This is a genomic window from Marinoscillum sp. HNIBRBA16962, assembly GCF_057801515.1.
This window is the reverse complement of record NZ_CM173603.1, coordinates 4,865,815-4,890,016: the sequence shown is the minus strand read 5'-3', so window position 1 is coordinate 4,890,016 and position 24,202 is coordinate 4,865,815. Positions and strand designations below refer to the sequence as shown.

Sequence of the window (24,202 nt, the reverse complement as noted above, 5' to 3'; positions counted from 1 at the left end):
TCATAGTCATTTTGTGCCCATAGATTACCAGGGTTTAACCCTTGACATGGATTAATTGTCGTTCCCTAAAGGAATATGTCGTTCCCGAAAAGGTACTGGTAAATGAGGGGATAAGGTGAGAAGTTTAAGGCTTAAACCATAAGCTATGAATTTGCTGCCTAGATTATTTCTTGCCATTTGCTTATTATGTGTGAGCTCAGTTCTTCTTGCTCAGCAGGATTATTATTGGATAGGAGGAAGCGGAAACTGGTCGGATGTTTCACATTGGGCAACCACCAGTGGAGGTACTACCACACATTCGGTAGTTCCCACCTCAGCGGATAATGTATATTTTGATAGCCAGTCTTTTACAGCCAGTGGTCAGAGCGTAACCATCGATGTGGAGGCCAACTGTCATGATTTCATCTGGACAGGGGTTTCTAATTTTCCTGCTTTAAATGCTAATGCATACATCTATATTTCCGGTTCTGTCTCTTTAAATACAGATACCGATTACAACCTGGACCGTGTCTATTTTACTTCATCAGATATCGGGGAAACCATAACTACGGAGGGAAGCTCCTTTGGGTCTTCCTGTTGGCTGTTTTTTGATGGGACAGGGGAGTACACCTTTGCCGGGGCAATAGATGCTAGGTATATCTATTTTAATAAGGGGACGATTGTTACGGATGGATTTGATCTCACTGCTGACAATAACATTTACCTTTCTAACCAGACAGGAGATGTATTGGATGTTTCCCTTGGAGCAAGTACGCTTACAGCCTCTCAATTTATCAATAGCGGATCTGCTGACCTGACCCTTAATTCAGGGACTTCCACTATAGAAGTAAGTAATACGTTTACCGGTGATGCGGATGGTACAGGCCCCTACACTTACTACAATGTATCTTTTGACGGAAGTGGAACCATCAAAGATTCCAATATTTTTAACAGTATTCAAGCTAGTGCCGGAACAGATATCTCAGTAGAGTCAGGAACCACTCAAACAGTATCCTCACTAGGTATAGACGGAACAAAGTATGCACTTTCCGCTTTGCACGGGACCACAGAAGACACGGAAGCCACTATAAGTATCGGTTCGGGTACGGTCACTGTAGATTATTTGGAGCTTCAGGACATTCATGCGACCGGAGGCGCTACCTTTAATGCCACCAATTCCATTGACAATGGAAATACTACGGGCTGGTCCATCACTGCCCCTACAGGAGCGGATTACTATTGGATAGGTGACGGTGGCAACTGGACCGACCCGGCACATTGGGCTACCACCTCAGGAGGAACGACCACACACGGGGACTATCCGGGAAGATATGATGATGTGTACTTTGATGCTAATTCATTTACCCTGGCAGACCAAACGGTGACCGTGGATGTGAAAAATACAGTTTGCCATCATATGGACTGGACCGCGGTAACCAATACACCTACAATATATTCTGCTTACCAATATGATATGACCATCTATGGAAGTGCATATTTTAAGGATGGCGTTCTTGCTGATCTGTATGGGTTAAAAATGGCAGGAGAAGAAACTGGTCTGGAGTTTTTTTATGGTACCGCGGATATTGCTTACCTGACTTTCAGTGGTACTGGGGAATATACGCTTTTAGATGATATAGATGTAGCCGGATTTACGATCTTCGGAGGTACCATTAATTTCGGTACTATTACCATTACAAGTGCTTACAGAATTACTTTACAGCAAAACGACCCTGTAACCCTGAACCTTCAGGATGCCACCATCATCACCAGGGATTTGACGCAATACAGTACACCAGTGACCATCAATCCTGGTAATTCCACATTGGAGATTTCAAGGGATTTTAAATCGGGCGGAAATACTTTTAACACCGTTTCACTCACCGGAACAGGTACTGTTACAGGGTCCAACACCTTTGATACCTTAGAGCTTTCGCCCGGAGCTGTCATCTCTTTTGATGATGCTGAGACACAGACCATCACCAGTCTTCTGCTGAATGGAGAAAAATCCTCCCCTATCAGTTTGCTTTCGACCTCCACAGGTGTTCAGACCACACTTTCCGTAGCCTCGGGTACCGTAGATGCCATATATCTTATTTTACAGGATATAGCTGCTACCGGAGGTGCTACCTTCAATGCGGACCAGACAGTGGATAATGGGAATAATGCCGGCTGGAACATCACGGGGATCACCAGTCAGGATTATTACTGGGTAGGCGGTTCAGGAAACTGGTCCGATTATGAAAACCACTGGGCAACAACCAGCGGAGGGACGACTTACCATACTGGCGTTCCGGGGGTATTGGATAATGTCTTTTTTGATGCCAATTCTTTTACTTCGTCCACGGATGAGGTAGTGATTGACTATGAGGCCATCAGTATTCACGATTTGGATCTATCCGGAGTGGATGAGGCCGGGTTAGTTTCCGGAACAGGATCGCTTAATATTTATGGGTCGCTCACTTTTTCTGATATCATTCAATTCGGACCCGCTGAGTTTCATTTCTTATCTACAGATTCAGTTACAATGAGTGCAAATAACGATGATTTGGGTGGTGCTTCTTTTTACCTGGAGGGTACTGGTACATGGATGCTTTCGGACTCATTGACTATCAAAAACCTTTACATGACTGATGGAACATTGAATTTTGATGGACAATATGTGTATGTCAATCAAGATACCCAAATTTCAGGCAGCACCGGAATAAACCTCACATTAGGAGATGCTACCTATTTTACCCGTTCATACAATGCTGCTAATGCGTTTAACTATACGTTAGATGCTTCAGCTGCCACCATTACTTTTAGTAGTCAGTTTTTGCCGGGCACTTATGATCCGGATAATACCATCCTGATTGATGATGTGGTCATTGATCAGGTAAATGAAACCGACAAGGGTCTGCTGGAAGGTACCTTAAGCCTCGATTCCCTGACTGTTACACCCGGGTCAAAGTTTACAGTAAGCTCAGGTCAAACCATTACCGCCAATCAGTTTGTTTTCGTGGGTACGGCTGATGAGTCGATTACCATAGTGGCTTCCACGGAAGGAGAAGCAGGTACAATAAGTCAGGAAACGGGCACTGTGAGTGGGGAATTTCTTGAAATCATGGACAATATTGCTACCGGTGGAGCTACGTTTAATGCCGAAGGTTCCCTGAGTCTGGGGAATGTGAGTGGGTGGACTTTCTTTAAAGCCGAACAGTCCATAGACTTTCCTGCACCTGAAGATAAATTTTACGGTGATGCACCGTTTGAACTGTCTGCCACTGCTACTTCAGGACTGGAGGTGGTTTTTGAAATACTTTCAGGTCCGGCAACCGTGGAAGGAACCACACTGACCCTCACCGGTAGCATTGGTACGGTCCAGGTGAAAGCCAGTCAGGCCGGAGATGTGCAGTATTTTCCAGCAACCTCTGTCATAAATGAATTTGAAGTAACCGGCTATACACAGGAAATAACTTATGAAACACCTGGGACTTTGACCTATGGAGATGCAGCAACAAGTATCACAGCCTCATCTACACAAGACCTTACATTGGAGTACAGTTCAAGCGATGAAACTGTGGGGACTGTGTCTGAAGGCGTTTTTACTATAACCGGTACCGGAGAGACAACCGTCACTCTTTCTCAACCGGGAAATGATACCGTCAGCGCTGCTACTCCTGTGGAGTTTGTGGTCACAGTCAGTAAAGCGGCTTTAACACTCACAGCAGACGATCAGGAAATAACGTATGGTGACGTACTCCCAGGCCTGACTTTTAGTTCTTCCGGATTTGTTTACGGTGAAACGGACGCAGTACTTAACACCCAGCCGATACTCACAACGTCAGCCACAGCTGAGTCTGATGCGGGAACTTATCCGATAGAGATCAGTGGGGCTGAAGCCTCCAATTATGAGATTACCCATGTGAATGGTTCTCTGACCATTAATCAAGCTGAGCAGGTGATCACATTTGACCCTCCGACTGAAGTTGATGTAACGAGTGGGTCAGTGGTTTTGGAGGCTTCATCAAGTTCCGGTCTGGCGGTTAGTTTTTCTCTGATCTCAGGGCCTGCGACACTTGAAGGAAATACCCTCACCCTGACAGGTTCGGGTGAGATAGTAGTAGAAGCATCGCAGGCTGGAAATACCAATTTTTTGGCTGCCAGCGAAAGCCGGTCCATATTGGTAGTAGATGCAAGCAAGACGAGCCAGACCATTACATTTGAAGAGATCCCGGCAAAAACGTATGGAGATGTTTTTGAAATCAGTGCATCGGCTTCATCGGGCTTAGATGTGACACTGGAAGTAGTGAGTGGTCCTGCGGTTTTGAATAGTACTTCAGTAGAGATAACCGGGGCAGGGGAGGTGAGTATCAAAGTAAGCCAGGTCGGTGATGAGACGTATAATCCCGCCAGTCCGGTTACCAGGGTGTTTACCGCCAATAAAGCAGCTCTGACAATCACCGCTAATGATCAAAGTAAAACTTACGGAGAGGAAAACCCGGAGTTGACGATGAGCTTTGATGGGTTTATTAGCGGTGATACGGAGTCTGACATAACAACCCCGAACATTTCAACGGACGCTACTCCGGAAAGTGATGTAGGAGAGTATCCGATCTCATTATCAGACGGTCTGGCTGATAACTATGCGCTTACGTTAGTGCCCGGCACTTTAACCATCAATAAAGCTACGGCGGTGATCTCCTTTGATGATCTGGAACAGCAAGCTGACGGAAGCGAGAAGAGTCCGACTATAACTACCGACCCCACAGGCCTGAACTTGATAGTTACCTATGATGGCTCGGAAACTCTACCGACAGCTGCGGGCACCTATGAAGTAGTAGCTACTATAAATGAGGTTAATTATGAAGGATCAGCTTCTGCCACCTTTGTGATCGTCGGCACAGTTACCTCATTGGTCAGTAAGTCTAAAGTGAGCATTTACCCTAATCCCGTTGCTGATTGGTTGGCCATAGCCGGAGCAGAAAAAGGTTACGTAGAGATCCATGACCTGGGGGGCAGAAAAGTTTTCGAAGATAAGGTTGGTGAAAAAATAGATGTCAAACAGGTGTCAGGAGGAACTTACCTGATAGTAATTAAAAATGAGCAGCAAGAAATAATCTACCGGTCTCTAATGATCAAAGCGAACTAGGCAGAGTGTCTGTTTGACTTGGAGTCAAATCGGCAAGGCCGTTCCAATCTTTTGGAGCGGCTTTTTTCTTTTAAACTCCGGATTATTCATTAGAAAATGAAATGGATGCCAGGATCCGGTCCGCAGTGATTTCTTGATGGTTGTTAGTCATTTTTACCCGGTCGGAAACGATTTTTTGGTGGTCGTCAGCCATTTTTAGGTGGTGATTTAATATCTTGAAACCCACTTTACAGAAAAGAAATCCGCAAGTTTGTTCGTCAATCGTATGAATTTTTTGAGTTGCTTAGCCAGTATCCTGAGATGCTTGAGGGTACCAAAAAACAAAAACATGTTCGGCGTGGGCCGATGAATAAGTATACCATTTTGACTTATCGAATTAAGCCTCGAAAAAAACAAATTGAACTGATCAACATCCGATCTTCCAGGCAAAAGCCTCTGAAGTAATCTATTGATCACTCGGCTAAGCTGAGCGATTGCGTGGGGTTCACCAACAACTACATTGTTGTGCTAAGCCACCTTTCTGTAATTCCAAACGGCCAGTGCATTGATCAGCAATGCATAAGCCCCAATGATCAAAAACTGCCAGCGAATGTCCCAGAATGAAGCGCCTTTGAGCATCACCAGCCGTACGACTTCTATGAAATAACGGACCGGATTGATCAGAGTGATCTTTTGTGCCCAGACCGGCATATTTTCAATGGCTGTAAACAAACCACTCATCAACAGGAAGATCACCAGGAAAAACCAGGAGACAAACATGGCCTGCTGCTGGGTCTCTGTAAAGGTGGAGATAAACATGCCCATCCCCAGGATCATGATCAGGTAGATCGCAGCAAATGTATACAGTAACCCCAGGCTGCCAGCTGTGGTAATCCCAAAAACCAGCCAGGCAATGATCAGACCAATGGAAAACTCCACCAGTCCAAGCAGCCATAGAGGAAGCAACTTGCCGATGATAAACTGATGTTTTTTGATAGGCGTGACATTAAGCTGCTCGATGGTGCCGATCTCCCGCTCACGGACAATGTTCATCGCAGAAATGAATGCCCCGATCATGGTCACGAGCATGACCAGTATGCCGGGCACCATAAAGGTTTTGTAGTTGAGGTCCTCATTAAACCAAAAGGAATAGGTAGTATCGATCCGTTTCAGGCTGATTGGTTTCATCCCGACACGGGGGCCAAATTCACTTCGGAGCTCTGCGGCCAGGTCCTGCACGATATTGTTGGCATAGAAAGTGCCCAGGCCGGCTTTAGTCCCGTCAATAGCATTGACCAGTAGCTGAAGCTGATTGTTGCCTTCCGTGATCAACTCTTTTTCAAAGTTTTGAGGGATCTCAAAAACCATGTCCGTTTTTCCCTTATTGAGGGCCTCAAACCCGTCTTTTGAGTCGAATGAAGCCCCGGATAAAACGAAATACCCGGACCCTTCCAGCTTCGTGCGCAGTAGTCGGCTGGTTTCTGACTGATCTTTATCAACCCAGTAAAATTTCAGGTTACGGATCTCAAAATCAGCCGCATAAGAGAGCACCAGCAGCTGTACAATAGGCATCACCAGGATGATCGGCAGCATTCCTTTGTTGCGAAAGATCTGCAAAAACTCTTTTCTGACAAGGTATAGGATCGTTCTCATTCCAGTCTGACTTTAAATTTTTTGACACTGAGGAGGATGAAAAAGGTGATAAACCCACAGATGATCAGGGTTTCTTTCCAGATCAGTTCTATTCCGGAGCCCTTTAGCATGATGGATTTCACAATAGTGATAAACCACCTGGCCGGGACAATATTTGATAGCCACTGAAGGATCAGGGGCATGTTTTCAATGGGGAAGATGAACCCTGAAAGCAAGATCGTAGGCAGCATGAGTGCCATCAGCGATAATAACAAGGCAGTTTGCTGAGTCTCTGCTACCGTGGAAATAAGGATTCCCAGGGAGAGCGCCAACAGGATAAACAGGAAGGTTTCAAGCAATAAAAGAACAAGACTTCCCTGTATTGGGACACCGAAAACGTATTTTCCTAAGGCCAGAATGACTATAGCATCTGCCAGGGAAAGGAGCACATACGGCACTACTTTGGCCAGGATGATCTGACCGGGCTGCATGGGAGAAGCGAGGAGGACTTCCATGGTGCCAAGCTCTTTTTCTCTGGCGATGGAAATGGAGGTCATCATCGCAGAAACCAGCATCAATAAAATAGCGATGATCCCCGGCACGAAGTAATAGACGCCCTTGAGCTCGGGGTTGTACCACATTCGTGAAGCCACTTCGATGGAAAAAGGCACTTCAGTTTCCTGATTGATAACCATGGTGTGATTGCCGATAATGGCCTGCAGGTAGTTGATGAGCGTGTTGGCAGTATTGGGATCAGTGGCATCTGCCAGTAGCTGAACGGAGGCAGCACCCTCTCGTTGCAGCTTCTCTGTAAAGTCATTTTCAAAGACCAGGATTACTTTGGTCGTGCCATCTCTGAATGTTTCTTCAATTTCAGCTTCACTGGTTAGGTTTTTTGATAGATCAAAATAACTACTCGCCAGTATCTTGTCTCTCAATAGCCGGGTTTCAGCATCTTTGGAGTGATCCAGGATGGCGATTTTAGCTTCCCGGATCTCTGTGGTGATGGCATAGCCAAAAAGCAGGATCTGTACCACAGGCATGCCGAAGAGAATAAGCAGTGTCCGCTTATCCCGCAGGATGTGGTAAAACTCTTTTTTGACAAATGATACAAATCTTTTCATACGTTTATTATTTGGCTTTTGGCTGTTAGCTATTAGCTATTGACTTCTTTACTTTTAAATCTTTCATCTCTTGCCAATTGGTCATTGCCTATTGCGTTTAAATCACCCCTTCGGGGTTGTTTTTTATGTGCCAAGAGCTATAATTCTTTCATCCCTTCGGGATTTCTTTTTTGCGTATTGCATTTTGCCTACTGACCATTTGATTTCATTATGTTTTAATCTTTAATCTTTAATCTTTTATCTCTTGTCCCTTGTCTCTCGTCTCTTGTCTTTTTTGCCTATTGCAAATTGCCTACTGCCTACCGCTTACTGCCTACCGCCTACTGCTTGCTGCTTACTGCCTACCGCCTACCGCCTACCGCCTACCGCCTACTGCTTACTGCCTACTGCCCTACCTTCTGTGTTTTTCCTTCCCGGGCAATACCAACAAAAACTTCGTCCATGTTTTTCGCTTTAAAATCTCTTTTCAGTTCATCCGGAGACCCCAGACCGGCGATCTTCCCGGCTACCATCATGGAAATCCGGTCACAATACTCTGCCTCATCCATGTAGTGGGTGGTCACGAAAATTGTGGTGCCTTTGGCCGCTGCCTCGTAGATCATCTCCCAGAACTGTCGGCGGGTAACAGGATCTACTCCTCCGGTAGGCTCATCTAAGAAAATGACCCTGGGATCATGGATCATGGCTACCGAAAAAGCCAGCTTTTGTTTCCAGCCAAGGGGTAGCGAATCGATCATGGAATCGGCGGCTGAATCCATGTTTAGCCGTTGAAGCATTTCCATGGTTTTCTCGTTGATCTTTTTTTTCGACAATCCATAGATCCCTCCAAAAAGTTGGATGTTTTCGCGAACGGTGAGGTCACCATAGAGTGAGAATCGCTGACTCATGTAGCCGATCGTTCGCTTGATCTTTTCTGTTTCTTTATACACATCGTAGCCTGCAACAGTAGCCTGCCCGCTGGTCGGGCGCAACAGTCCGGTCAGCATTTTTATGGCGGTTGTTTTCCCAGCTCCATTGGCACCCAGGAAGCCAAATATCTCCCCGGTTTTCACCTCAAAAGAGATGTGATCTACCGCGTGAAAAGCACCAAATGCTTTGACCAGGTCTTTGACCGATATGATCGTTTCAGTGCTCATGAGTTGTCATTAATTCCATAAAAGTGTCTTCAATACCCGGATTAATAAGTTCTGTTTTAATGTCTTGATGTCCCTTTTCATCCAAATAGCTATCCAGTTCGTCCACATCAATTTTTCCACGCTGATCGGTGAAATGAATCTCCGATCCAAACGAAAACACGGAGTTAGCAGTAGGAAAGGCTTTCAGGTCCTGCATGATCCGGTACTTGTTTTCGCCCTTTATCGAATAAAGAGGATGCGGGAATTCGCTCACAATCTCCTGAGGTGTGTTCAGCGCCATGATGCTCCCCTGCTGCATCAGAGCGATCCGGTGGCACTGGTCCGCTTCATCCATATAGGGTGTAGATACCAGGATGGTCAAACCGTCTTTATTCAGTTTTTTCAGCATATCCCAAAACTCTCTTCGGGAAACAGGATCCACACCGGTGGTGGGCTCGTCGAGGAACAGGATTTTCGGCTTATGGATCATGGCGCAGCTTAGGGCAAGTTTTTGCTTCATTCCTCCCGAAAGGGCTCCGGCCTTCCGGGTTTTGAATGGTTCGATCTGGCCGTAGATGTCCCGGATCAGGTGGTAGTTTTCTTCAATGGTCGTTTCAAAAAGGCTGGCAAAAAGGGTCAGGTTTTCTTCTACGGTCAGGTCCTGATACAGGGAAAATTTACCGGGCATGTAGCCCAAAACCTTTCGGATGGCTTTATAATCCTTTACCGGATCGAGTCCCAGAACCGAAGCGCTTCCGGAATCCGGATAGATCAGCGAAGTGAGGATTCGGATCAGGGTCGTTTTGCCGGCACCATCCGGCCCGATGAGTCCGAAGATCTCGCCTTCCTGCACTTCCAGGTCTATGCCTTTCAGGGCGGGAACCTCGCCGTAGGACTTTTTGAGATTATGTGTAGTTATTGCTGTCATTTTACTTGATTAACCGCAGAGAGAACGGAGGAACACAGAGTTGTTTCTTTGCTGGCAATTGCATGTTAGAGTTGAGGCTACCTGCGAAGATCAACGGTATCTGCGGGACAGGCCTTATACTTTTTTGCCCGCAGAAGGCGCAGATTTAACGCAGAAGTGATTCAAATTATCCTGTCAATTTTCAATTCATACAATATGTAATCGCTCTGTTTTCCCTTTAGCTTATTTTAGTCATAAATTCATTTTTAATTTTTTATCGCGGAGTACATAGAGTTCCGCAGAAATTTATTTTTCCAAGTCATCTTATCTGCGAAGATCAGCGGTATATGCGGGACACCTTATCAATCGCTCTGTGTATCTCAGCGTCCTCAGTGGTTTCATTTTTTAAACTTCACCTCGCCAGGCATTCCTATCTTCAAAAAACCATCGTTTTTCACTCTGAATTTGACGGCATACACGAGGTTGACTCGCTCTTCTTTCGTTTGGATTATTTTTGGAGTAAACTCTGCCTCAGAAGCTATCCAGGAAACCTTGGCCGTGTATTCCTTCAGGGTTCCGTCCGGTTGATCTGCCCGTATTTTCACCTCCTGACCAAGCGTGAGTGTTCCCAGCTGATCTTCGGAAACAAATGCTCTTAGTGTCATCTCGCTCAGATCCGCCATTTTAACCAGTGGTTGTCCGGTCATGATCAGTTCGGCCGGTTCTTTAAACTTTTCCAGGATTGTACCTTTTACGGGTGCGGTGATCATACTCTTGTCCAGCTGATCTTCCAGTTGCCGGACCTGCCAGTTGAGTGGCTCTATCTGAGCAAGGATACTCCTGTTAGCTGTGGAGAGCTGGCTTTTCGTGGCGTTGATTTGTTTTTCAGTGACTCGTAGTTCGCCGGTCAGATCGTCCAGCTGTTTTTGCGTAGCGGCACTATCAGCAAGTAGTGATCGGGTCCGGTTGATCTCGCGTTCCAGGATGGCTTTGCGTTCGTATAGACTACCGAGCTGAACAGGCACATCCTGTAGCTGGCTTCTCAGCGCTTCTACATTGGCTTTGAGCTGATTTTTCTTCAGGTAAAGCTGAGTAGTGTCGATCGCAGCGATGAGCTGTCCTTTTTTCAGCATGTCACCTTCCTCTGCTGAAAAATGATTGATTTTTCCACTGACTTCTGCAGAAATGTAGCGGGTATCAGCCTCAAAATTTCCAAAAGCGTCAGCCTCGTCGTTACCATTGCCACATCCTGATAAAATCAGGATCAGAAATGAAAGGGTTATAAGTTTTATAGAATGCTTCATAACAGATGCATGGATTATGGTTTTATTTTTCGATTGGCTCATGGGGTATCTCCGGTTAGGGTTTGTAATGTCACTTTAGCCTTAGTCAGTTGAATCTGATGTAAACTGTGCTGAAGCTCTGCTTGTGTCATGGCATGTAGTTCAGACAAGTAGTCCGATGCTGAAATAACTCCTTCTGCAAACCTGGAATCTGCGGTTTGGAGGATATCTTTCTGTAGGTTGATCAGCTCCTGATCGGTCGCTAAAGACGATTCCAACAGCTTAATTTCACTCTGTTGTCTGATGATCTCATTTCGAACATTTTTCTCAAAATTTTCCTTTTCAGAAAAAATAATCTGCTGGTTGAGGCCAAGGATCTCGCGTTGTTTTTTGGTACGGTTCCAGTTCCAAAGATTCCATTCCAGCCGTCCGCCGATCATGTAAAAGGTGTTCCAGTCCACTTCAAAAAAATTGTAAGGATTTGGGCTACCGTACCCGGCGGTGGCAAAGGCAGAAAGCTTAGGACGGGATTTGGCTGAGATCAAAGACTCTTCTGCCTGAAGCTGATTGATCTGATTGGCAAATACATTGAGCTCAGGCCGGTCAATCTCATAATCAGGCTCTTTGATCTCAGGATGCACAAATTCACTTTCCGGGGAGATCTCCTTACCTGTCCAATCACTCAGAATAAGTACTAAGGCCTGCTTTCTCATTTTGAGCTCATTTAGTTGCTGCCGGGCAGAAAGCTTTTCTTTTTTCAGTGATTTGATCTCGCTGGGTAGCAAAACGCCATTTTGCAAAGCAGACTGGGCACGGTTAAGCTGATTATCCAATTCACGGATCAGCGTACCAAGGATCTTTTGATTTTTGTCCAGGGTGAGAATATTGAAATACAGCTCGTTGATGATCTTTTCTGCCTGGTAAAGCGATACTTCCATCTGAGCATTTTTTACCTCATGCTTTACCTCATTTACCTTTTGGGAGGCTTTGGTGAGTCCTCCGTCGTAGATTGGTTGAGAAAGATTAAGAGTGAGCTGGTATTGGTCTTTGGGGATTTGCGGGAAGTCCCCGCCGGGCGGTGGGCTGAATGGTAGCGAAAACACGTCGGACTGATAGCCTGCTCTGCCCTGAAGGTTTAGGCTGGGAAGTAGCTGCGCCTGCGTGACGCCCCGGTTGAGTGCATCAATGGAGCGGAGATACTGCTCCTGCCTTTTCAGCGGGCTCAGTTCCCGGGCAAGATCCTGACAGGTTTGCAGATCGACCGTTTGTCCGATTACAGGACCGGGTAAACTTAGTACTCCACCCAGGAGTGTTAATTTTACTAAATAGTTTAACCTTTTAGTTAATTTCATTGCAAAAAAATTTAAGGTTTCAATGCATTCATGATGAATTTTGGTACTTCTTTTTTTCGGGCTTCCAGAAAAGCTTTGAAATCTTCATCACTCATACCCATCGCATTTTTAAATAATGGACCTCCGACAAACTGAAAAACCAGTAGCGATATCATGTTCATGACAAACATTTCCACGCTGATTGGTTTGATGTTGCCTTTTTCTGCTTCACTGGAAAGCTGAGCTTCGAGCGCCGCAAAATTTTTTCGGCCTACATCCATCCTTTTGGCTAGTCTTCCCGGGTTTCTCTGGATCTCTCCAAGAACAAAAATGGGTAACTCAGGATACTGAGAGAGAAAAGAAATGTACTTATCAGATACCTGGTATACTTTTACTTCCAGTGGCAGTTCGCTGTTTAAAACCGCAAAAAGCTGGGGAATAAACGCCTGCAGGATCTCCTCGAAAACGGCATTAAAAAGCTGTTCCTTATTTCGGTAATAATAGTGGAGCAGGGCTTTATTAATTCCTGCTTTATCAGCAATTTCCTGCATTCGTGATCCTGTCATGCCTTTTTGGATAAATACTGCGCGGGCAGCTTCTTTGATCTTTGCTTCTGTACTGATTTCGTTCATTATTACAAACTTACGAAGTGTTAACTAAAAGGTTTAACTATTTGGTTAAAATTTTATTTTAAAAAAGCAGTGCACTAAGTATTGGTTGATTCAGGCTCGGTTATGGGGTGAAGGACCAAGTGTCGTGTCAACGCTTGATTAACGGTGAGGGTTTACAAAAAACACCACTATTCCTCCATTGAGGGAGGTGTAGGAGGGTATTTTAATAAAAAATAGTTTTTTTGTAAACCCGTCAATGTAGATGTGACACTAGCTAAAAGGCGCTACTCACAGGTTTCCTTTCTTATTAACTTCAGGGTTCAAATCCACGAATGTGTCGGCATTTCGATCACATTCAAGTGCACCATTTTTAAAAAGTAGTTCTGTTACCTGGATCGAGCTTCTTCTTCGGGGATACCCATCACATTCTTCTTCACGCATGAAATGACCAGGGTGAGTGAAATAAAACAAATAGGCTTTTTCTCCACTTACTACCACATCTGCATGTCTGCCTATGACCTGATCATCCAGTCCGGTTCCGGGTTTTTCAACCAGATTGTTCTCCTGTCTGGTCCAGTTCAGGAGGTCATCAGAATAGTAAACACCCAGCCCTCTCCAGACATCTACGATCATCCAGTATTTTTCTTTCCAGTAGAAAACCACAGGTCCTTCGCCTGGCCGGTCTCCCAAAGCTTTGCCCTTATCAGTCCATTGATAAAGATCTGGGCTATCGGCATAATAGATGGATTTAGCATCTTTTTCATTGTTATACCACATTCTCCAGGTCCCATCCTCTAACTGGAATACGCAGGCATCAATGACTTTGTCCGAACTTAACTCAAGAGTAGATTCATAATCCCAATTAATAAGGTCAGAACTTGTCAGGTGCACAATATCCCTTGGGTGACTCCAGCTCTCGAAGATTCCCGGAACGAAAGTCAAATACATGTGATAAGTATCCTTGTAGGCGATCACTTCAGGAGCCCAGTGGGTGTAATCAGATACTTCCCTGAAATTAATGTTAGCAGTATCCAGGTATTTCCAGGTAGAGCCTCTGTCAAGTGATTCCGCAATGCCAATACGCGTACCATGGACCCAACCTACACCTGAGGTATTTTCCACATTTGCTCTCCGGTTGGTATAGAACATCCACCATTTATTTTTTTGCTTATTGAAACAAAGTACCGGATCAGCAGCTCCGTCATGAATGGGATCTCGATACAAAGGCTTTGGTGAAGGGTCTTTTTCCCTAGTATTTGGGAGATCTGCTTTTTGAGGGCTTGAACACTGAAAAAGTAGTGCCCAAATTAATGTAACAAGAAGTAAATGGTTGAAGTACATTGTGTTGTCGTTGGGTTATTTAGCAAGACAAATATAACAGTACACTGCTTTGTAGAATGAGCCTGATGTTTCAAGGGTTTCGCCGTTGTTGGTCTTGCGACCAACAACTCATTTTATCATGCATGTTGGTGAACACCAACATGGGCAAAGGGTTATCGATATTACATCCCTTGCGGGATTTGCTCCGTCTTTTTCCGACATGGGTGTCTTTGATTCTTTCTCTGACATCGTTTTGGAATGTGACTTTTTATATCTGATGGATTATATAATAAAAATCGATCATGCGACCCATCAAAAATGTTCAACTCGGCTTCAATTGCCCAAAAACCAGAGAAACGCTAACTCCATGTGGTACTGATTTTCATTGTGAGGATTGTTCAAAAAAAGTAATAGACTTTACAAACCGGTCAGAAGAAGAGCTTAATGCCATAATTCAATCTTCAGATCAGCAGATTTGCGGCATATTCAAAAAATCGCAGATGAGTAGAGATTTTTTAAAGTACGCTGCGGCCACTCTTTTATTCAGTGCCACGTTTGCGGCATGTGAGGAACCATCCATTGATTCTGATCCGGTTAAAAGCCCTGCAGTTCCGAAGGATGCAGTTCCGAAGGAGGTCCCAAACCACTTGGTGGGGGATATACCGATGGACATAGCGACTACTGGTATTTTAGTTGATCCCATGATTATGGCCAAACCTGTTGGCGGGATGAAAAAGTTTTATGAAGCACTAAAAGCAGAAACCATTTTTCCTGAAGGGATGAAAGTGTCAGGAAAAGTGTTTGTGAAGATCACAATAGATAAAGAGGGGGAAATATTTGATATGACCATTTTAAAAGGATTAAATGAGCATGCTGATCAGGAGGCTCTGAGAGCATTAAAGGCATTGAATTTCCCCTTCAAACCGGGGACTATGGATGGCAAACCTGTAGATTCTCAATTGGTGTTACCAATTGTTTTTAAGGCTGACTGAAAATGGATCAAAAAAGAGGCTAAGATTAGAAATACACAGTCAAAGTAGTAGTTTTACGTAAAAACCTATCTTTATCTGAAATTTTAAAACCTATGTTACGACTTAGCCTTTATTTTTTAATTGGACTGGTACTTTTTTCATGTCAAAACCCATCGACTGAGACCAGGACTTCTGACCTTCCGAAGGTCGTTAAGCCTGAAACGGTTGGCTTGATATCGGATTCTTTACAGCAAATTGATGCCTTGATCCGGCAGCACGTAGATAGTCAGTTCATAGCTGGTGGTGTGGCTCTTGTTGCCCGGGAGAACCAGATTGCCTATTACAAGTCCATTGGTTTTAGTGACCGGGAAAAATCCGATAGCCTGGAGAAAGATGATATTTTCCGGATCGCATCGATGACCAAGCCGATTACTTCCACAGCCATCATGCAGCTCTACGAGGAAGGAAAGCTGGATGTGAATGATCCGGTTTCCACTTACATTCCGGAATTTACAAACTCAGTAGTTGTTGAATCTTTTAACGAGGAGGATTCCAGCTATACCACCCGACCGGCCTCTCGTGAAGTGACCTTGCACGATCTTTTGACCCATACTTCCGGTTTGGCCTACGGGGCATTCTCGCAAAAGGCCGGGGCTGTTTATTCGGAGTTTGAGCCTGTGGAAGCCTGGACCATGGACTCTGTTCTCCTGAAAGACAATGCGAAAGTATTCGCCAAATTACCATTGTTGCATGATCCGGGTGCCCAATGGACATACAGTACCTCCATCGATGTTTTGGGTCGGGTAGTGGAGGTAGCCAGTGGTCAGCCACTGGATGAATATTTTCAGAAAAAAATCTTTGAGCCTTTAGAGATGAACGACACCTATTTTTACCTGCCGGAAGCAAAGTATGACCGATTGGTAGATGTGTGGCTAGATGAGGAATTAGAAGCCGGTGAGGGATTGAATGCTATTCAGTTGGATTACCCCATTAGTGGGGCTAAGACTTACTTCTCAGGCGGAGCAGGTCTTTCTTCGACTGTTCCGGACTACTACAAATTTACACGTGCGCTGCTAAATGGTGGTGAATGGGACGGCAAGCGGATCCTCAAACCGGAAACCGTGGATATGATGACCTCCAATCAGATCGATAGTCTCACGCTTAGTCCCGGAGAGCAGTTTGGTTATGGTTTTTCCGTGTATACTGAGGATGGGCCTTATGGAAGAAAAGCTGGCAGGTATCACTGGGGTGGATACTGGCGAACGCTTTTCTGGGTAGATCCTTCCAGGGACCTGATCGGCATATTGTTTACCAATGCTTATGGTACGGATGGTTGGGGCGACCTTCAGACAGATTTTGAAAGTACAGTGAATGGTTCGGTGGTGGAGTGAAGGATATTATCAAACTTTTGGAAAGTTTAAAACTTTCCAAAAGTTACTTTTCACTCATTCCTCAACGAATGCACCGGATTGATCCGGGCAGCTTTCATGGCATGATAGCTAATGACCAGGATCGCCAGGATGAACGAGATTACTGTGCTGAGCAAAAACATATCCGCACCGATCGAAATGCGATAAGCAAAGTTATCAAGCCAGTCTTGCATCAGCCAGATAGTAAGAGGTACCGATAGGATTATAGCTATTACCAGTTGTATCGAAAAGATCCTGGCCAGCATGGAGAAGATCTGAGATGGAGAGGCGCCCATGACTTTGCGGATGCCGATCTCTTTTTCTCGGCTATTGACAACCAAAACTGTCAGGCCAAGTAAGCCAATGCCTGCAATGATCATGGAAATAATCGTAGCAATGGCAATGAGCTTGTTCATTCGCGCTTCACTTTCATATTGCAGCTTCAACTGCTGATTCACAAAGTTAAAATTTAGGCCTCGGTTCGGAAATGTGCTTTCCCAGGTTTCCTCAAGTAGCTCCACACCTCTGGTGATCTGTGAACCTGTGTAGTTGAAAGTAAGCTTTGGGATGACAGAATCAACCACATCTCCATCGGAAATTCCCTGATAAATAATGACCGGGTTCATCGCGATCACCAGTGGTTCTACTTTTTCATGCAGTGAGGCAAAGTGAAAATCTTCGGTCACACCGACAATTCGGTGATCTCCAAACTCCTTATTTGGTAGTTTTTTCCCGATCGGGCTTTCCAGCCCAAAGTATTCTACAGCCGCCTGATTCAAAATGATAGACTGGCGACTATCTATGCCACTTTCCTCTTCAAAATCACGGCCTTCTATGATCTTGATATCAAATGATTTCAGGTAGTGGGCATCTACATTGAGAAAACGAAATCGCCTGAAAACTCCCTGGTCGTCTGTAAAAGCCAGGTTGGCCCAGCCAGAAGTACCGAAAACATGCGAGCCCATACCTATATCGGTGATCTCCGGATACTGCTCCAGTTTTGATTTCAAAAGCTCTCCATTCTCAAAGGCACTCATAATCTGGAATTGGAATCTATCTGCCGAGGGGTCAGCATGAAGGGGAACTGATATCTTATTTTTGGGCTGATAGCCCAGGTCTTTTTCCTGGAGGTAATTAAGCTGCTTTCGCATAATGAGGGTGCTGCTGATCAGAAACACGGTGATCAGAAACTGAAAGACCACCATGCCTTTTCGGAGTGCGTGTTTGCCTTTGGAGGCATTGGTCTCTTGCATAATGGCCATAACCCGCGTGCTGGAAAGCACAAGGACCGGATACAGTCCTGCCAGTATTCCAATTAGTATCCCGACAGCTAAAAATACCAACAGGTGCCACCATTCAAAAGCGTACACCAGCTCCGTACCTGTTAGCCGGTTGAATGTGGGAATCAATAAAATGGCCAGCACTGCGCCGGTGGCCATAGCAGATAAGGAAATCAGCAAACTTTCACTTAGATATTGTCCGACCAGGGTACTTCGCCTTGCGCCCAAAACCTTTCGCATCCCGACTTCCCGAGCTCGCTTAAGCGACTGACCGATGGATAGGGTAGTGTAGTTTATACAGGCTATGATTAGAACAAGCGCTCCGATGAGTCCCAGGATGTAAACGTATTTTGGATTACTGACTGGCGCATTTCCTACCGGGATTTCGGGGTTGAGGTGGATGTCAGTCAGTGGCTGGAGTCCGATGTTGTATTCATCGCGGTTCATTTCTTCACCCAGGTAGCTCATGACCACATCCTGTGTTTTGGCTTCCACCGACTCAACTGTAGAGTTATCCTTAATGAGCACGTAGGTTTCGGGTGCCACTGTAAACCACCCGGTCATTGCCCGATCTCCAAAGAGCTCCCGGTTGTTCTCATTGGATATGGCCAGGTCAAACTGTATGCTGCTGGCTTTTCGAATATTTTTAACTACTGCCGTGATGGTAAAGTCTCTAATGTTTTCGCCGAACTGGATGCCAAGGGTTTTCCCAATTGGATTTTCAGCACCGAAGTACTTGGTGGCATACGCCTGAGAAATGATCAGTGAGTTGCGATCTGGCAGCGGATTTTGGGTGTTACCATCAACTAATTGAAAATCAAACACCTCAAAAAATTCCGGGCTCATGATCCCAACAGGCTCATTGATGGTGCTTTCTGTGGTTCCTACCGGGTAATTTCTTACCAGGAACTGGACAGCCGTTTCAATCTCCGGAAATTCTCCTTCGAAGAGCTCCTCAAAACGAAAAGGAGTGACTGAGTTAAAAAAGGTCTTGCCATCTCCATAGTCTTCATAAAGCCAGGAGCGATAGATCCGGTCCTTTTTAGCATGAAACTGGTCGTAAGAGACCTCCTGTTTTACATAAAGCCCCATCAGGAGAAAGCAGATGATCCCGATGCACAAACCGAGTATATTCAGCGTGCTGTTGAATTTGTCCCGTTTCAGTACACGAAAAGCCACTTTAAAGTTTTGAGTAAGCATAACGGATGAGTTTTGAAATTTTTTGGGTTTTTTGATAGCAGAGAGTCGAAAAGAACGGAGTACCAGCCAGACAAATTGCCATTTTGCTTTTTTGACATTTCCTTCCTGAATCTGATGCTCAAAGATCTCGTGCAGATCACCCTGCAGGTCTTCAAGAAGGTCCGGATGACAGTACCATTCCAGAAATCGATCCGCCCAGGCAGGTGGTTTTGGTTGTTGGTCTTTTTTGGTTTCCATCAATTAGAAATTCCTGAAAAGGTCAGTTTTGGGATTTTATTGTAAAGCTCCGTCCTCAATGCTATATTCTCTTCGAGGACCTTGTGACCAGCGTGTGTTAGTGTGAAAAAACGCTTTCTTCGACCACCACGATCACTCGTAGCGCCTCCCATATTGGATTTAACAAAGCCCTTCTTTTCCAGTCTTCTCAATACCGAGTGGATGGCCGTTACATCCATGGAGCGGTTTGCATTTGTCTTGAGCTCCTCCATTATCGCTACAGCGTAGGCCCCTTCATAGAGACTGCCTACAGTTAGTAAAACCAGCTCTTCCAGCTCACCAATGTGTTCTCCTTTCATATTATCATGTTTTTAAATATGAATATGACCAGCATAGCTGGTTTCTTGTACAAACGTACAAGTTATAAATTAGTTGTATCTTTGTACAAGAAATATTTCCATGTTTTTCATGAGACTTTTAAGGTGATCGGCTTTGTTAAGTTATGTTGAATGAAATGATCAAGGAGAGTATGGGTTTGATACAAATATTCCCCCTTTTCTGTAAGTGGCTCTAATGCCATCAAGATAAGGTTGAAATTTCAAAGAATCAGTCATTCCAGCGATTCCATCCGGATGGAATCTATGTATTATAAAACGGAAATGCTCAATTTGATCAAAGACTTCCCGGCCGGGTAGGCATGACTGGAGTGACCTTATCTTGATGGCATTGAAGGGAGCCCGATGTGGGTTATAGAAAATTCATCAAGCCTATACTCCATTACTGGTTTAATCGCACTTGACAAAGGATTAATACCGAAAACTATTCTCAGAATCGTTCAGGGACCAGTTGTATTGATAGGTATCTATTTCGTGGCTCTCAGGTATCTGCGTTTCCCGGTAGCGATTGATGTAGGCCTTGATAGAGGTGGTATCATTTAGAAAGTCCTGCTCATACCATTCGAACACCTGAGATACACTTGTTTTATCTTTATACACCCGTACATACCAGTTGATATTAAGCACTTCTCGGGTTTTACGCTCAATCTGGATATCCAGTGAATCGGGTAGGTAGGCATAATTGGCAATAGGAGGGCAGCCAACTGCAGCGCATACCAATATAAAGTGTAGTCTTGCATCAGGAAATTCTTCAAATAAAAGATCTTTTTCCAGAAAATCCAGAGTCATTTGGGTTCCGGCTACCAGGTAAGTTTTGGTATCAAAGAAACCCTGGATGTTCATGGGACCTTTGGTCGGGTAGTTTTCTAAAACTTGCTTGATTACCAGAATGTTATAGGCATTTGTATAGAAGGCTTTGCGAACGGTGGGCTGTACACTGTTTACCCTGTATTCTGCAATCATTCGTATCAGCCTGTTTAGCGAATGCGGATTCTCCTGAATTTCCTGATAATTAACCAGTCCGCTTTCCACAAATGTCTCAAAGAAATAATCAGCTTCAGTAAAAAAATCTGTTGGCTGGGCGGTATTTGGAAGAGTCACCGCTTGAAGAAGCAGAATCAATAGAGTAGATCTCATTTTGGCGATAATTTGACGTTTCCTTTAAGGTACGACCAAAAAAGCAATTATGGATGCCTGTCGGAAATCAATTCTGATAATTTTTTCAAAAGGTTCTCTATGGTTTTTACTTTTTCTGTCCCATATTCCCCGCTGATTTTCCACTCGTTATTAGCTACCTCTACTTGAATTTTAGCCCCCGAATCTAATTTATAATTATTTCGTTTGAGGGCTTGTTCGGTCCAGAACTTCACCTCTGTCGGCCCTGCTACACAAACCTGTGGCCCTTTTTGTGGAAGCTTTATGGATCCATGGATCATGTCATAGCCATAATCCTGCAGGTAGAGTGTTTTTTCCAAAGTACCATTGAGGATCAGGTCTTCCGGTAACCCTTCTTTGACTTCCTCCATAAAGTTGAAAAGCCACAATCGATCTGAAAGCTGAGTACATATCTGCATGTCATGCGTTGAGATCAGTACACCTTTGCCGGTTTGTGAAATGTGCCTGAGTAGCATCATGACCTCTATTTTATTGTGAAGGTCCAGGTGCGCGGTAGGCTCATCCAGGATGATCAGATCAGTTTCCTGTGCCAGGGCTCGTGCGATCATGACCTTTTGTAATTGACCATCACTGAGTTCGTAGAGTTTTTTATTGGCCAGGTAGTTGGTATGTGTTTCCTCAAAAGCCCACTCTATCATGTCCTTATCCTTCTGGCTGAGTATCCCCATCCAGTTGCTGTATGGGTGGCGACCTATGGCTATTAACTCGAGCACCGAGATGTTAAAAGAAAAAGGTTTTTCGGTCAGCACGAGACTGACGCGCTTTGATAGATCCTTATTACTCAGCGTCCGCAGGTTCTGATTTTCAAAGAGCACCTCTCCTCCCAGTACTGGCAGCAGACCGGTAATGGATTTGATAAAGGTGGTTTTCCCAACCCCATTTTGTCCCATCAGAGATACAATCTCTCCGGGGCGGACCTGCACATTAATGTCTTTTTGCAGAGTCCTGTCTTCCCCCTTGTGCTGAGGATACCCGATAGTCAATGATCTGGTTTCAAGTAAGCTCATGACTTAAACGAGTAATTAAGATTTTTCTTTCGAAGCAAAATATAGATCACAAACGGAGCTCCAAACAGCGCCGTAACAGCATTGATCGGCAGGGTGCTCTCTGAACCGGGCAGCTGGGCAATGACATCAAAAATTAGTAGGAGAGCTGAGCCAAAAAGGATAATTAGCGGGGTAAGGAAAAGGTGATTGGAAGTGTTAAACAGCATCCTGGTCAGGTGTGGTAATGCCACCCCAAAGAATGCGATCGGTCCGCAAAATGCAGTGACGGTACCTGCAAGTACCGCTGTATTAATGATGATCAGCAGTCGGGTTTTCTTCAGGTTAAGACCTAGGCTGGCAGCATAACTTTCTCCCAGTAACAGGGTATTCAGGGGTTTTGACAATAATACAGAGGCTCCTAACCCGATCAGAATGATGGGGATGAAGACCGATAGTTCTGCCCAGCTCAGGGTTCCGAGGCTTCCAAAAGACCAAATGACGTATGCCTGTATGTTTTCTGCCTGACTAAAAAACTGTAGAATGCTGACCAGAGCGCTGGTGGCTGCACCAAACATCAACCCAATAATGAGGAGGGTTACGCTGTCCTTCAGCCGGGCCGCAGCCACAGAGATGATCAACAAGACCAAAAATGACCCCAGTCCTGCAGAGGCCACCAACAACCAGCTTCTTCCAATACCTGTGAGCTCTAAAAAGCCCCCGAGATAGAACCCTAAAAAAATGGCGATTGCCACGCCGAGACCAGCTCCCGAACTGATCCCAAGAATGTAAGGTCCTGCCAGAGGATTACGAAACAATGTCTGCATCTGTAAACCACTAATGCCCAGAGCGCTGCCTACAAGAATGGCTGTTATGGCTTTAGGAAGTCTGAAGTTTGTTAGAATAAGATCCCAGCTTTCACTACCGGTGGACTGCCCCGAGAGGAATTGTAGGAGTCCACCAAAAGAGATCTGTACCGAACCAAGGCCGATGTTAGCCATGAAGCACAGCAATAGCAAAAAGGCCAGTATGACAAGTACCCGGACCCATTTCTTCTTTGACTCTTCAAGCTGCTGGTGGATCATGGTACTTTCCGGAAATAGTAAGTTTCGTATGCAGGCAACAATTCAGGGTGTAATATTTTGATTAGATCGGCTAATACAATATCCGGACGCGCATATCCTGACTCAAAGAAATCATAGCCTCCGGATGGGCTGATCCGCTTATTGTAGTTGTAAACCCGGTTGTTTTGAAACGCTTCAAATTCCATGTAGCGCTCATCCTGCCCGGCAAGCTCTTCCTTCGTGTTGAAGGTGCTGATACCGATCCAGTATTCTGCAGTATGGGCTTTGTCAAACACCGATTCAAAGCTGATCTCCAGCCAGCCACTGGTGGAGTCCTCTTCCCAAATATATTTGCCACCGGCATGATGGTAGAATTCTGCAGCCCAGTTTTGTCCGCCAGGCAGAAACCACGCATCCCCATACATCACCCCGCTTAAGATTGTGGGACGTTTGTTTGCCGATGAAGCAAGTGTTTTAAGTGAGTCGTAAGTATTTTCAATGCGTTGGAAGATAGAGTCTGCCCGCTCTTCCTTTCCATAAAAAGCCCCGAAAAATTTTATCCACTCCGCGCGGCCCAGGGCTGAGGTTTCAAGGTAGTCAGCATTATAGATGACAGGAATCCCAGACTCAGTGATTTTATCCAGTGATTTTGATTCATTACCCATATCAAAGGCGAACACTACATCCGGCTGAAGGGATAAAAGAAGCTCCAGGTTGAGGTTTCCATCAGGGCCCAGGTCAGTGATCTCACCATCCTCCACGCGTTTTCTGATCTTTTCGGAGCTGATGTAGTTTGTGTTAGGAAAACCTACCAGTGTGTGGTCCACCTCAAGCATCTCCAGATAAGGAAGGTGAGTGGTTGATGTTACTACTACTCGTTTTGGCACTTCTTTTAATGGGTATTCTATAGGATTTACAGCTCCTGGCCAGGGTTCAGTGACAGTAAGTTTGGTTTCATCAATTGTAAACTTTTTCGCATAATCCAGTTCCAGACTGACTGTTCGGGTATTGTCCTGATTGGTTTCTTTTTCAGGTGAACAGCCAGGTAGAACCATAATGATCAGTGCGAGGAGAGTGATATTTTTCATAGGTC

General features: G+C 45.0%; 17 protein-coding genes. 3 read left to right on the top strand and 14 right to left on the bottom strand.

The annotated features are described in order from the left end of the window. Positions 1 to 145: 145 nt before the first annotated feature. A complete protein-coding gene (locus AC3E9V_RS20365) occupies positions 146 to 5,113 on the top strand; it encodes an MBG domain-containing protein (RefSeq protein WP_488750009.1) in 4,968 nt (1,655 codons plus the stop codon). Between the two features lie 507 nt (positions 5,114 to 5,620). Here AC3E9V_RS20365 and AC3E9V_RS20360 read toward each other — a convergent pair. The 8 genes from AC3E9V_RS20360 to AC3E9V_RS20325 form a co-directional block, all read right to left on the bottom strand. Further along, positions 5,621 to 6,745, bottom strand: a complete 1,125-nt coding sequence (locus AC3E9V_RS20360; RefSeq protein ID WP_488750008.1) for an ABC transporter permease — start codon at positions 6,743 to 6,745, stop codon at positions 5,621 to 5,623. Then, complete coding sequence (locus AC3E9V_RS20355) at positions 6,742 to 7,848, bottom strand: ABC transporter permease (RefSeq protein WP_488750007.1); 1,107 nt, start codon at positions 7,846 to 7,848, stop codon at positions 6,742 to 6,744. Before AC3E9V_RS20355 ends, AC3E9V_RS20360 begins: the two co-directional genes overlap by 4 nt. A gap of 383 nt (positions 7,849 to 8,231) precedes the next feature. After that, on the bottom strand, positions 8,232 to 8,984 hold the full coding sequence (locus AC3E9V_RS20350) for an ABC transporter ATP-binding protein (RefSeq protein WP_488750006.1): 753 nt from the start codon (positions 8,982 to 8,984) through the stop codon (positions 8,232 to 8,234). Further along, positions 8,974 to 9,891, bottom strand: coding sequence for an ABC transporter ATP-binding protein (locus tag AC3E9V_RS20345; RefSeq protein WP_488750005.1), 918 nt, complete (start codon positions 9,889 to 9,891; stop codon positions 8,974 to 8,976). Before AC3E9V_RS20345 ends, AC3E9V_RS20350 begins: the two co-directional genes overlap by 11 nt. A gap of 377 nt (positions 9,892 to 10,268) precedes the next feature. Further along, complete coding sequence (locus AC3E9V_RS20340; protein WP_488750004.1) at positions 10,269 to 11,174, bottom strand: HlyD family secretion protein; 906 nt, start codon at positions 11,172 to 11,174, stop codon at positions 10,269 to 10,271. 38 nt (positions 11,175 to 11,212) lie between these two features. After that, on the bottom strand, positions 11,213 to 12,505 hold the full coding sequence (locus tag AC3E9V_RS20335) for a TolC family protein (protein WP_488750003.1): 1,293 nt from the start codon (positions 12,503 to 12,505) through the stop codon (positions 11,213 to 11,215). Between the two features lie 11 nt (positions 12,506 to 12,516). Next, on the bottom strand, positions 12,517 to 13,116 hold the full coding sequence (locus tag AC3E9V_RS20330) for a TetR/AcrR family transcriptional regulator (protein WP_488750002.1): 600 nt from the start codon (positions 13,114 to 13,116) through the stop codon (positions 12,517 to 12,519). A 267-nt stretch (positions 13,117 to 13,383) separates the two neighbouring features. Next, the gene (locus AC3E9V_RS20325) at positions 13,384 to 14,319 is read right to left on the bottom strand and encodes a glycosyl hydrolase (protein ID WP_488750001.1); all 936 of its coding nucleotides are present in this window, start codon (positions 14,317 to 14,319) and stop codon (positions 13,384 to 13,386) included. Between the two features lie 596 nt (positions 14,320 to 14,915). Here AC3E9V_RS20325 and AC3E9V_RS20320 point away from each other — a divergent pair. After that, positions 14,916 to 15,407 (top strand): energy transducer TonB, encoded by a 492-nt coding sequence (locus AC3E9V_RS20320; RefSeq protein WP_488750000.1) that lies wholly within the window; start codon positions 14,916 to 14,918, stop codon positions 15,405 to 15,407. A 92-nt stretch (positions 15,408 to 15,499) separates the two neighbouring features. Continuing rightward, complete coding sequence (locus AC3E9V_RS20315; RefSeq protein ID WP_488749999.1) at positions 15,500 to 16,777, top strand: serine hydrolase domain-containing protein; 1,278 nt, start codon at positions 15,500 to 15,502, stop codon at positions 16,775 to 16,777. 50 nt (positions 16,778 to 16,827) lie between these two features. Here the strand turns inward: AC3E9V_RS20315 and AC3E9V_RS20310 are convergent, their stop codons facing one another. The 6 genes from AC3E9V_RS20310 to AC3E9V_RS20285 form a co-directional block, all read right to left on the bottom strand. Next, positions 16,828 to 19,512 (bottom strand): ABC transporter permease, encoded by a 2,685-nt coding sequence (locus AC3E9V_RS20310; RefSeq protein ID WP_488749998.1) that lies wholly within the window; start codon positions 19,510 to 19,512, stop codon positions 16,828 to 16,830. Beyond that, positions 19,512 to 19,850, bottom strand: a complete 339-nt coding sequence (locus AC3E9V_RS20305) for a PadR family transcriptional regulator (protein ID WP_488749997.1) — start codon at positions 19,848 to 19,850, stop codon at positions 19,512 to 19,514. The genes AC3E9V_RS20310 and AC3E9V_RS20305 overlap by 1 nt, the downstream gene beginning before the upstream one ends. Before the next feature lie 447 nt (positions 19,851 to 20,297). After that, positions 20,298 to 21,023 carry a DUF547 domain-containing protein gene (locus AC3E9V_RS20300; RefSeq protein ID WP_488749996.1) on the bottom strand — a complete coding sequence of 242 codons (726 nt, stop codon included), beginning with the start codon at positions 21,021 to 21,023 and terminating at the stop codon, positions 20,298 to 20,300. A gap of 47 nt (positions 21,024 to 21,070) precedes the next feature. After that, positions 21,071 to 22,069 carry an ABC transporter ATP-binding protein gene (locus AC3E9V_RS20295; RefSeq protein WP_488749995.1) on the bottom strand — a complete coding sequence of 333 codons (999 nt, stop codon included), beginning with the start codon at positions 22,067 to 22,069 and terminating at the stop codon, positions 21,071 to 21,073. Further along, positions 22,066 to 23,130 (bottom strand): iron chelate uptake ABC transporter family permease subunit, encoded by a 1,065-nt coding sequence (locus tag AC3E9V_RS20290; protein WP_488749994.1) that lies wholly within the window; start codon positions 23,128 to 23,130, stop codon positions 22,066 to 22,068. The genes AC3E9V_RS20295 and AC3E9V_RS20290 overlap by 4 nt, the downstream gene beginning before the upstream one ends. Next, on the bottom strand, positions 23,127 to 24,197 hold the full coding sequence (locus tag AC3E9V_RS20285; protein WP_488749993.1) for an ABC transporter substrate-binding protein: 1,071 nt from the start codon (positions 24,195 to 24,197) through the stop codon (positions 23,127 to 23,129). The genes AC3E9V_RS20290 and AC3E9V_RS20285 overlap by 4 nt, the downstream gene beginning before the upstream one ends. Between the last annotated feature and the right edge of the window lie 5 nt (positions 24,198 to 24,202).

Coding starts and splice junctions, on each gene's coding strand:
- AC3E9V_RS20285 (WP_488749993.1), bottom strand. CDS start 24,197: ATGAAAAATATCACTCTCCTCGCACTGATCATTATGGTTCTACCTGGC.
- AC3E9V_RS20320 (WP_488750000.1), top strand. CDS start 14,916: ATGAGTAGAGATTTTTTAAAGTACGCTGCGGCCACTCTTTTATTCAGT.
- AC3E9V_RS20300 (WP_488749996.1), bottom strand. CDS start 21,023: ATGAGATCTACTCTATTGATTCTGCTTCTTCAAGCGGTGACTCTTCCA.
- AC3E9V_RS20335 (WP_488750003.1), bottom strand. CDS start 12,505: ATGAAATTAACTAAAAGGTTAAACTATTTAGTAAAATTAACACTCCTG.
- AC3E9V_RS20330 (WP_488750002.1), bottom strand. CDS start 13,116: ATGAACGAAATCAGTACAGAAGCAAAGATCAAAGAAGCTGCCCGCGCA.
- AC3E9V_RS20290 (WP_488749994.1), bottom strand. CDS start 23,130: ATGATCCACCAGCAGCTTGAAGAGTCAAAGAAGAAATGGGTCCGGGTA.
- AC3E9V_RS20310 (WP_488749998.1), bottom strand. CDS start 19,512: ATGGAAACCAAAAAAGACCAACAACCAAAACCACCTGCCTGGGCGGAT.
- AC3E9V_RS20305 (WP_488749997.1), bottom strand. CDS start 19,850: ATGAAAGGAGAACACATTGGTGAGCTGGAAGAGCTGGTTTTACTAACT.
- AC3E9V_RS20350 (WP_488750006.1), bottom strand. CDS start 8,984: ATGAGCACTGAAACGATCATATCGGTCAAAGACCTGGTCAAAGCATTT.
- AC3E9V_RS20365 (WP_488750009.1), top strand. CDS start 146: ATGAATTTGCTGCCTAGATTATTTCTTGCCATTTGCTTATTATGTGTG.
- AC3E9V_RS20340 (WP_488750004.1), bottom strand. CDS start 11,174: ATGAAGCATTCTATAAAACTTATAACCCTTTCATTTCTGATCCTGATT.
- AC3E9V_RS20345 (WP_488750005.1), bottom strand. CDS start 9,891: ATGACAGCAATAACTACACATAATCTCAAAAAGTCCTACGGCGAGGTT.
- AC3E9V_RS20295 (WP_488749995.1), bottom strand. CDS start 22,069: ATGAGCTTACTTGAAACCAGATCATTGACTATCGGGTATCCTCAGCAC.
- AC3E9V_RS20360 (WP_488750008.1), bottom strand. CDS start 6,745: ATGAGAACGATCCTATACCTTGTCAGAAAAGAGTTTTTGCAGATCTTT.
- AC3E9V_RS20355 (WP_488750007.1), bottom strand. CDS start 7,848: ATGAAAAGATTTGTATCATTTGTCAAAAAAGAGTTTTACCACATCCTG.
- AC3E9V_RS20315 (WP_488749999.1), top strand. CDS start 15,500: ATGTTACGACTTAGCCTTTATTTTTTAATTGGACTGGTACTTTTTTCA.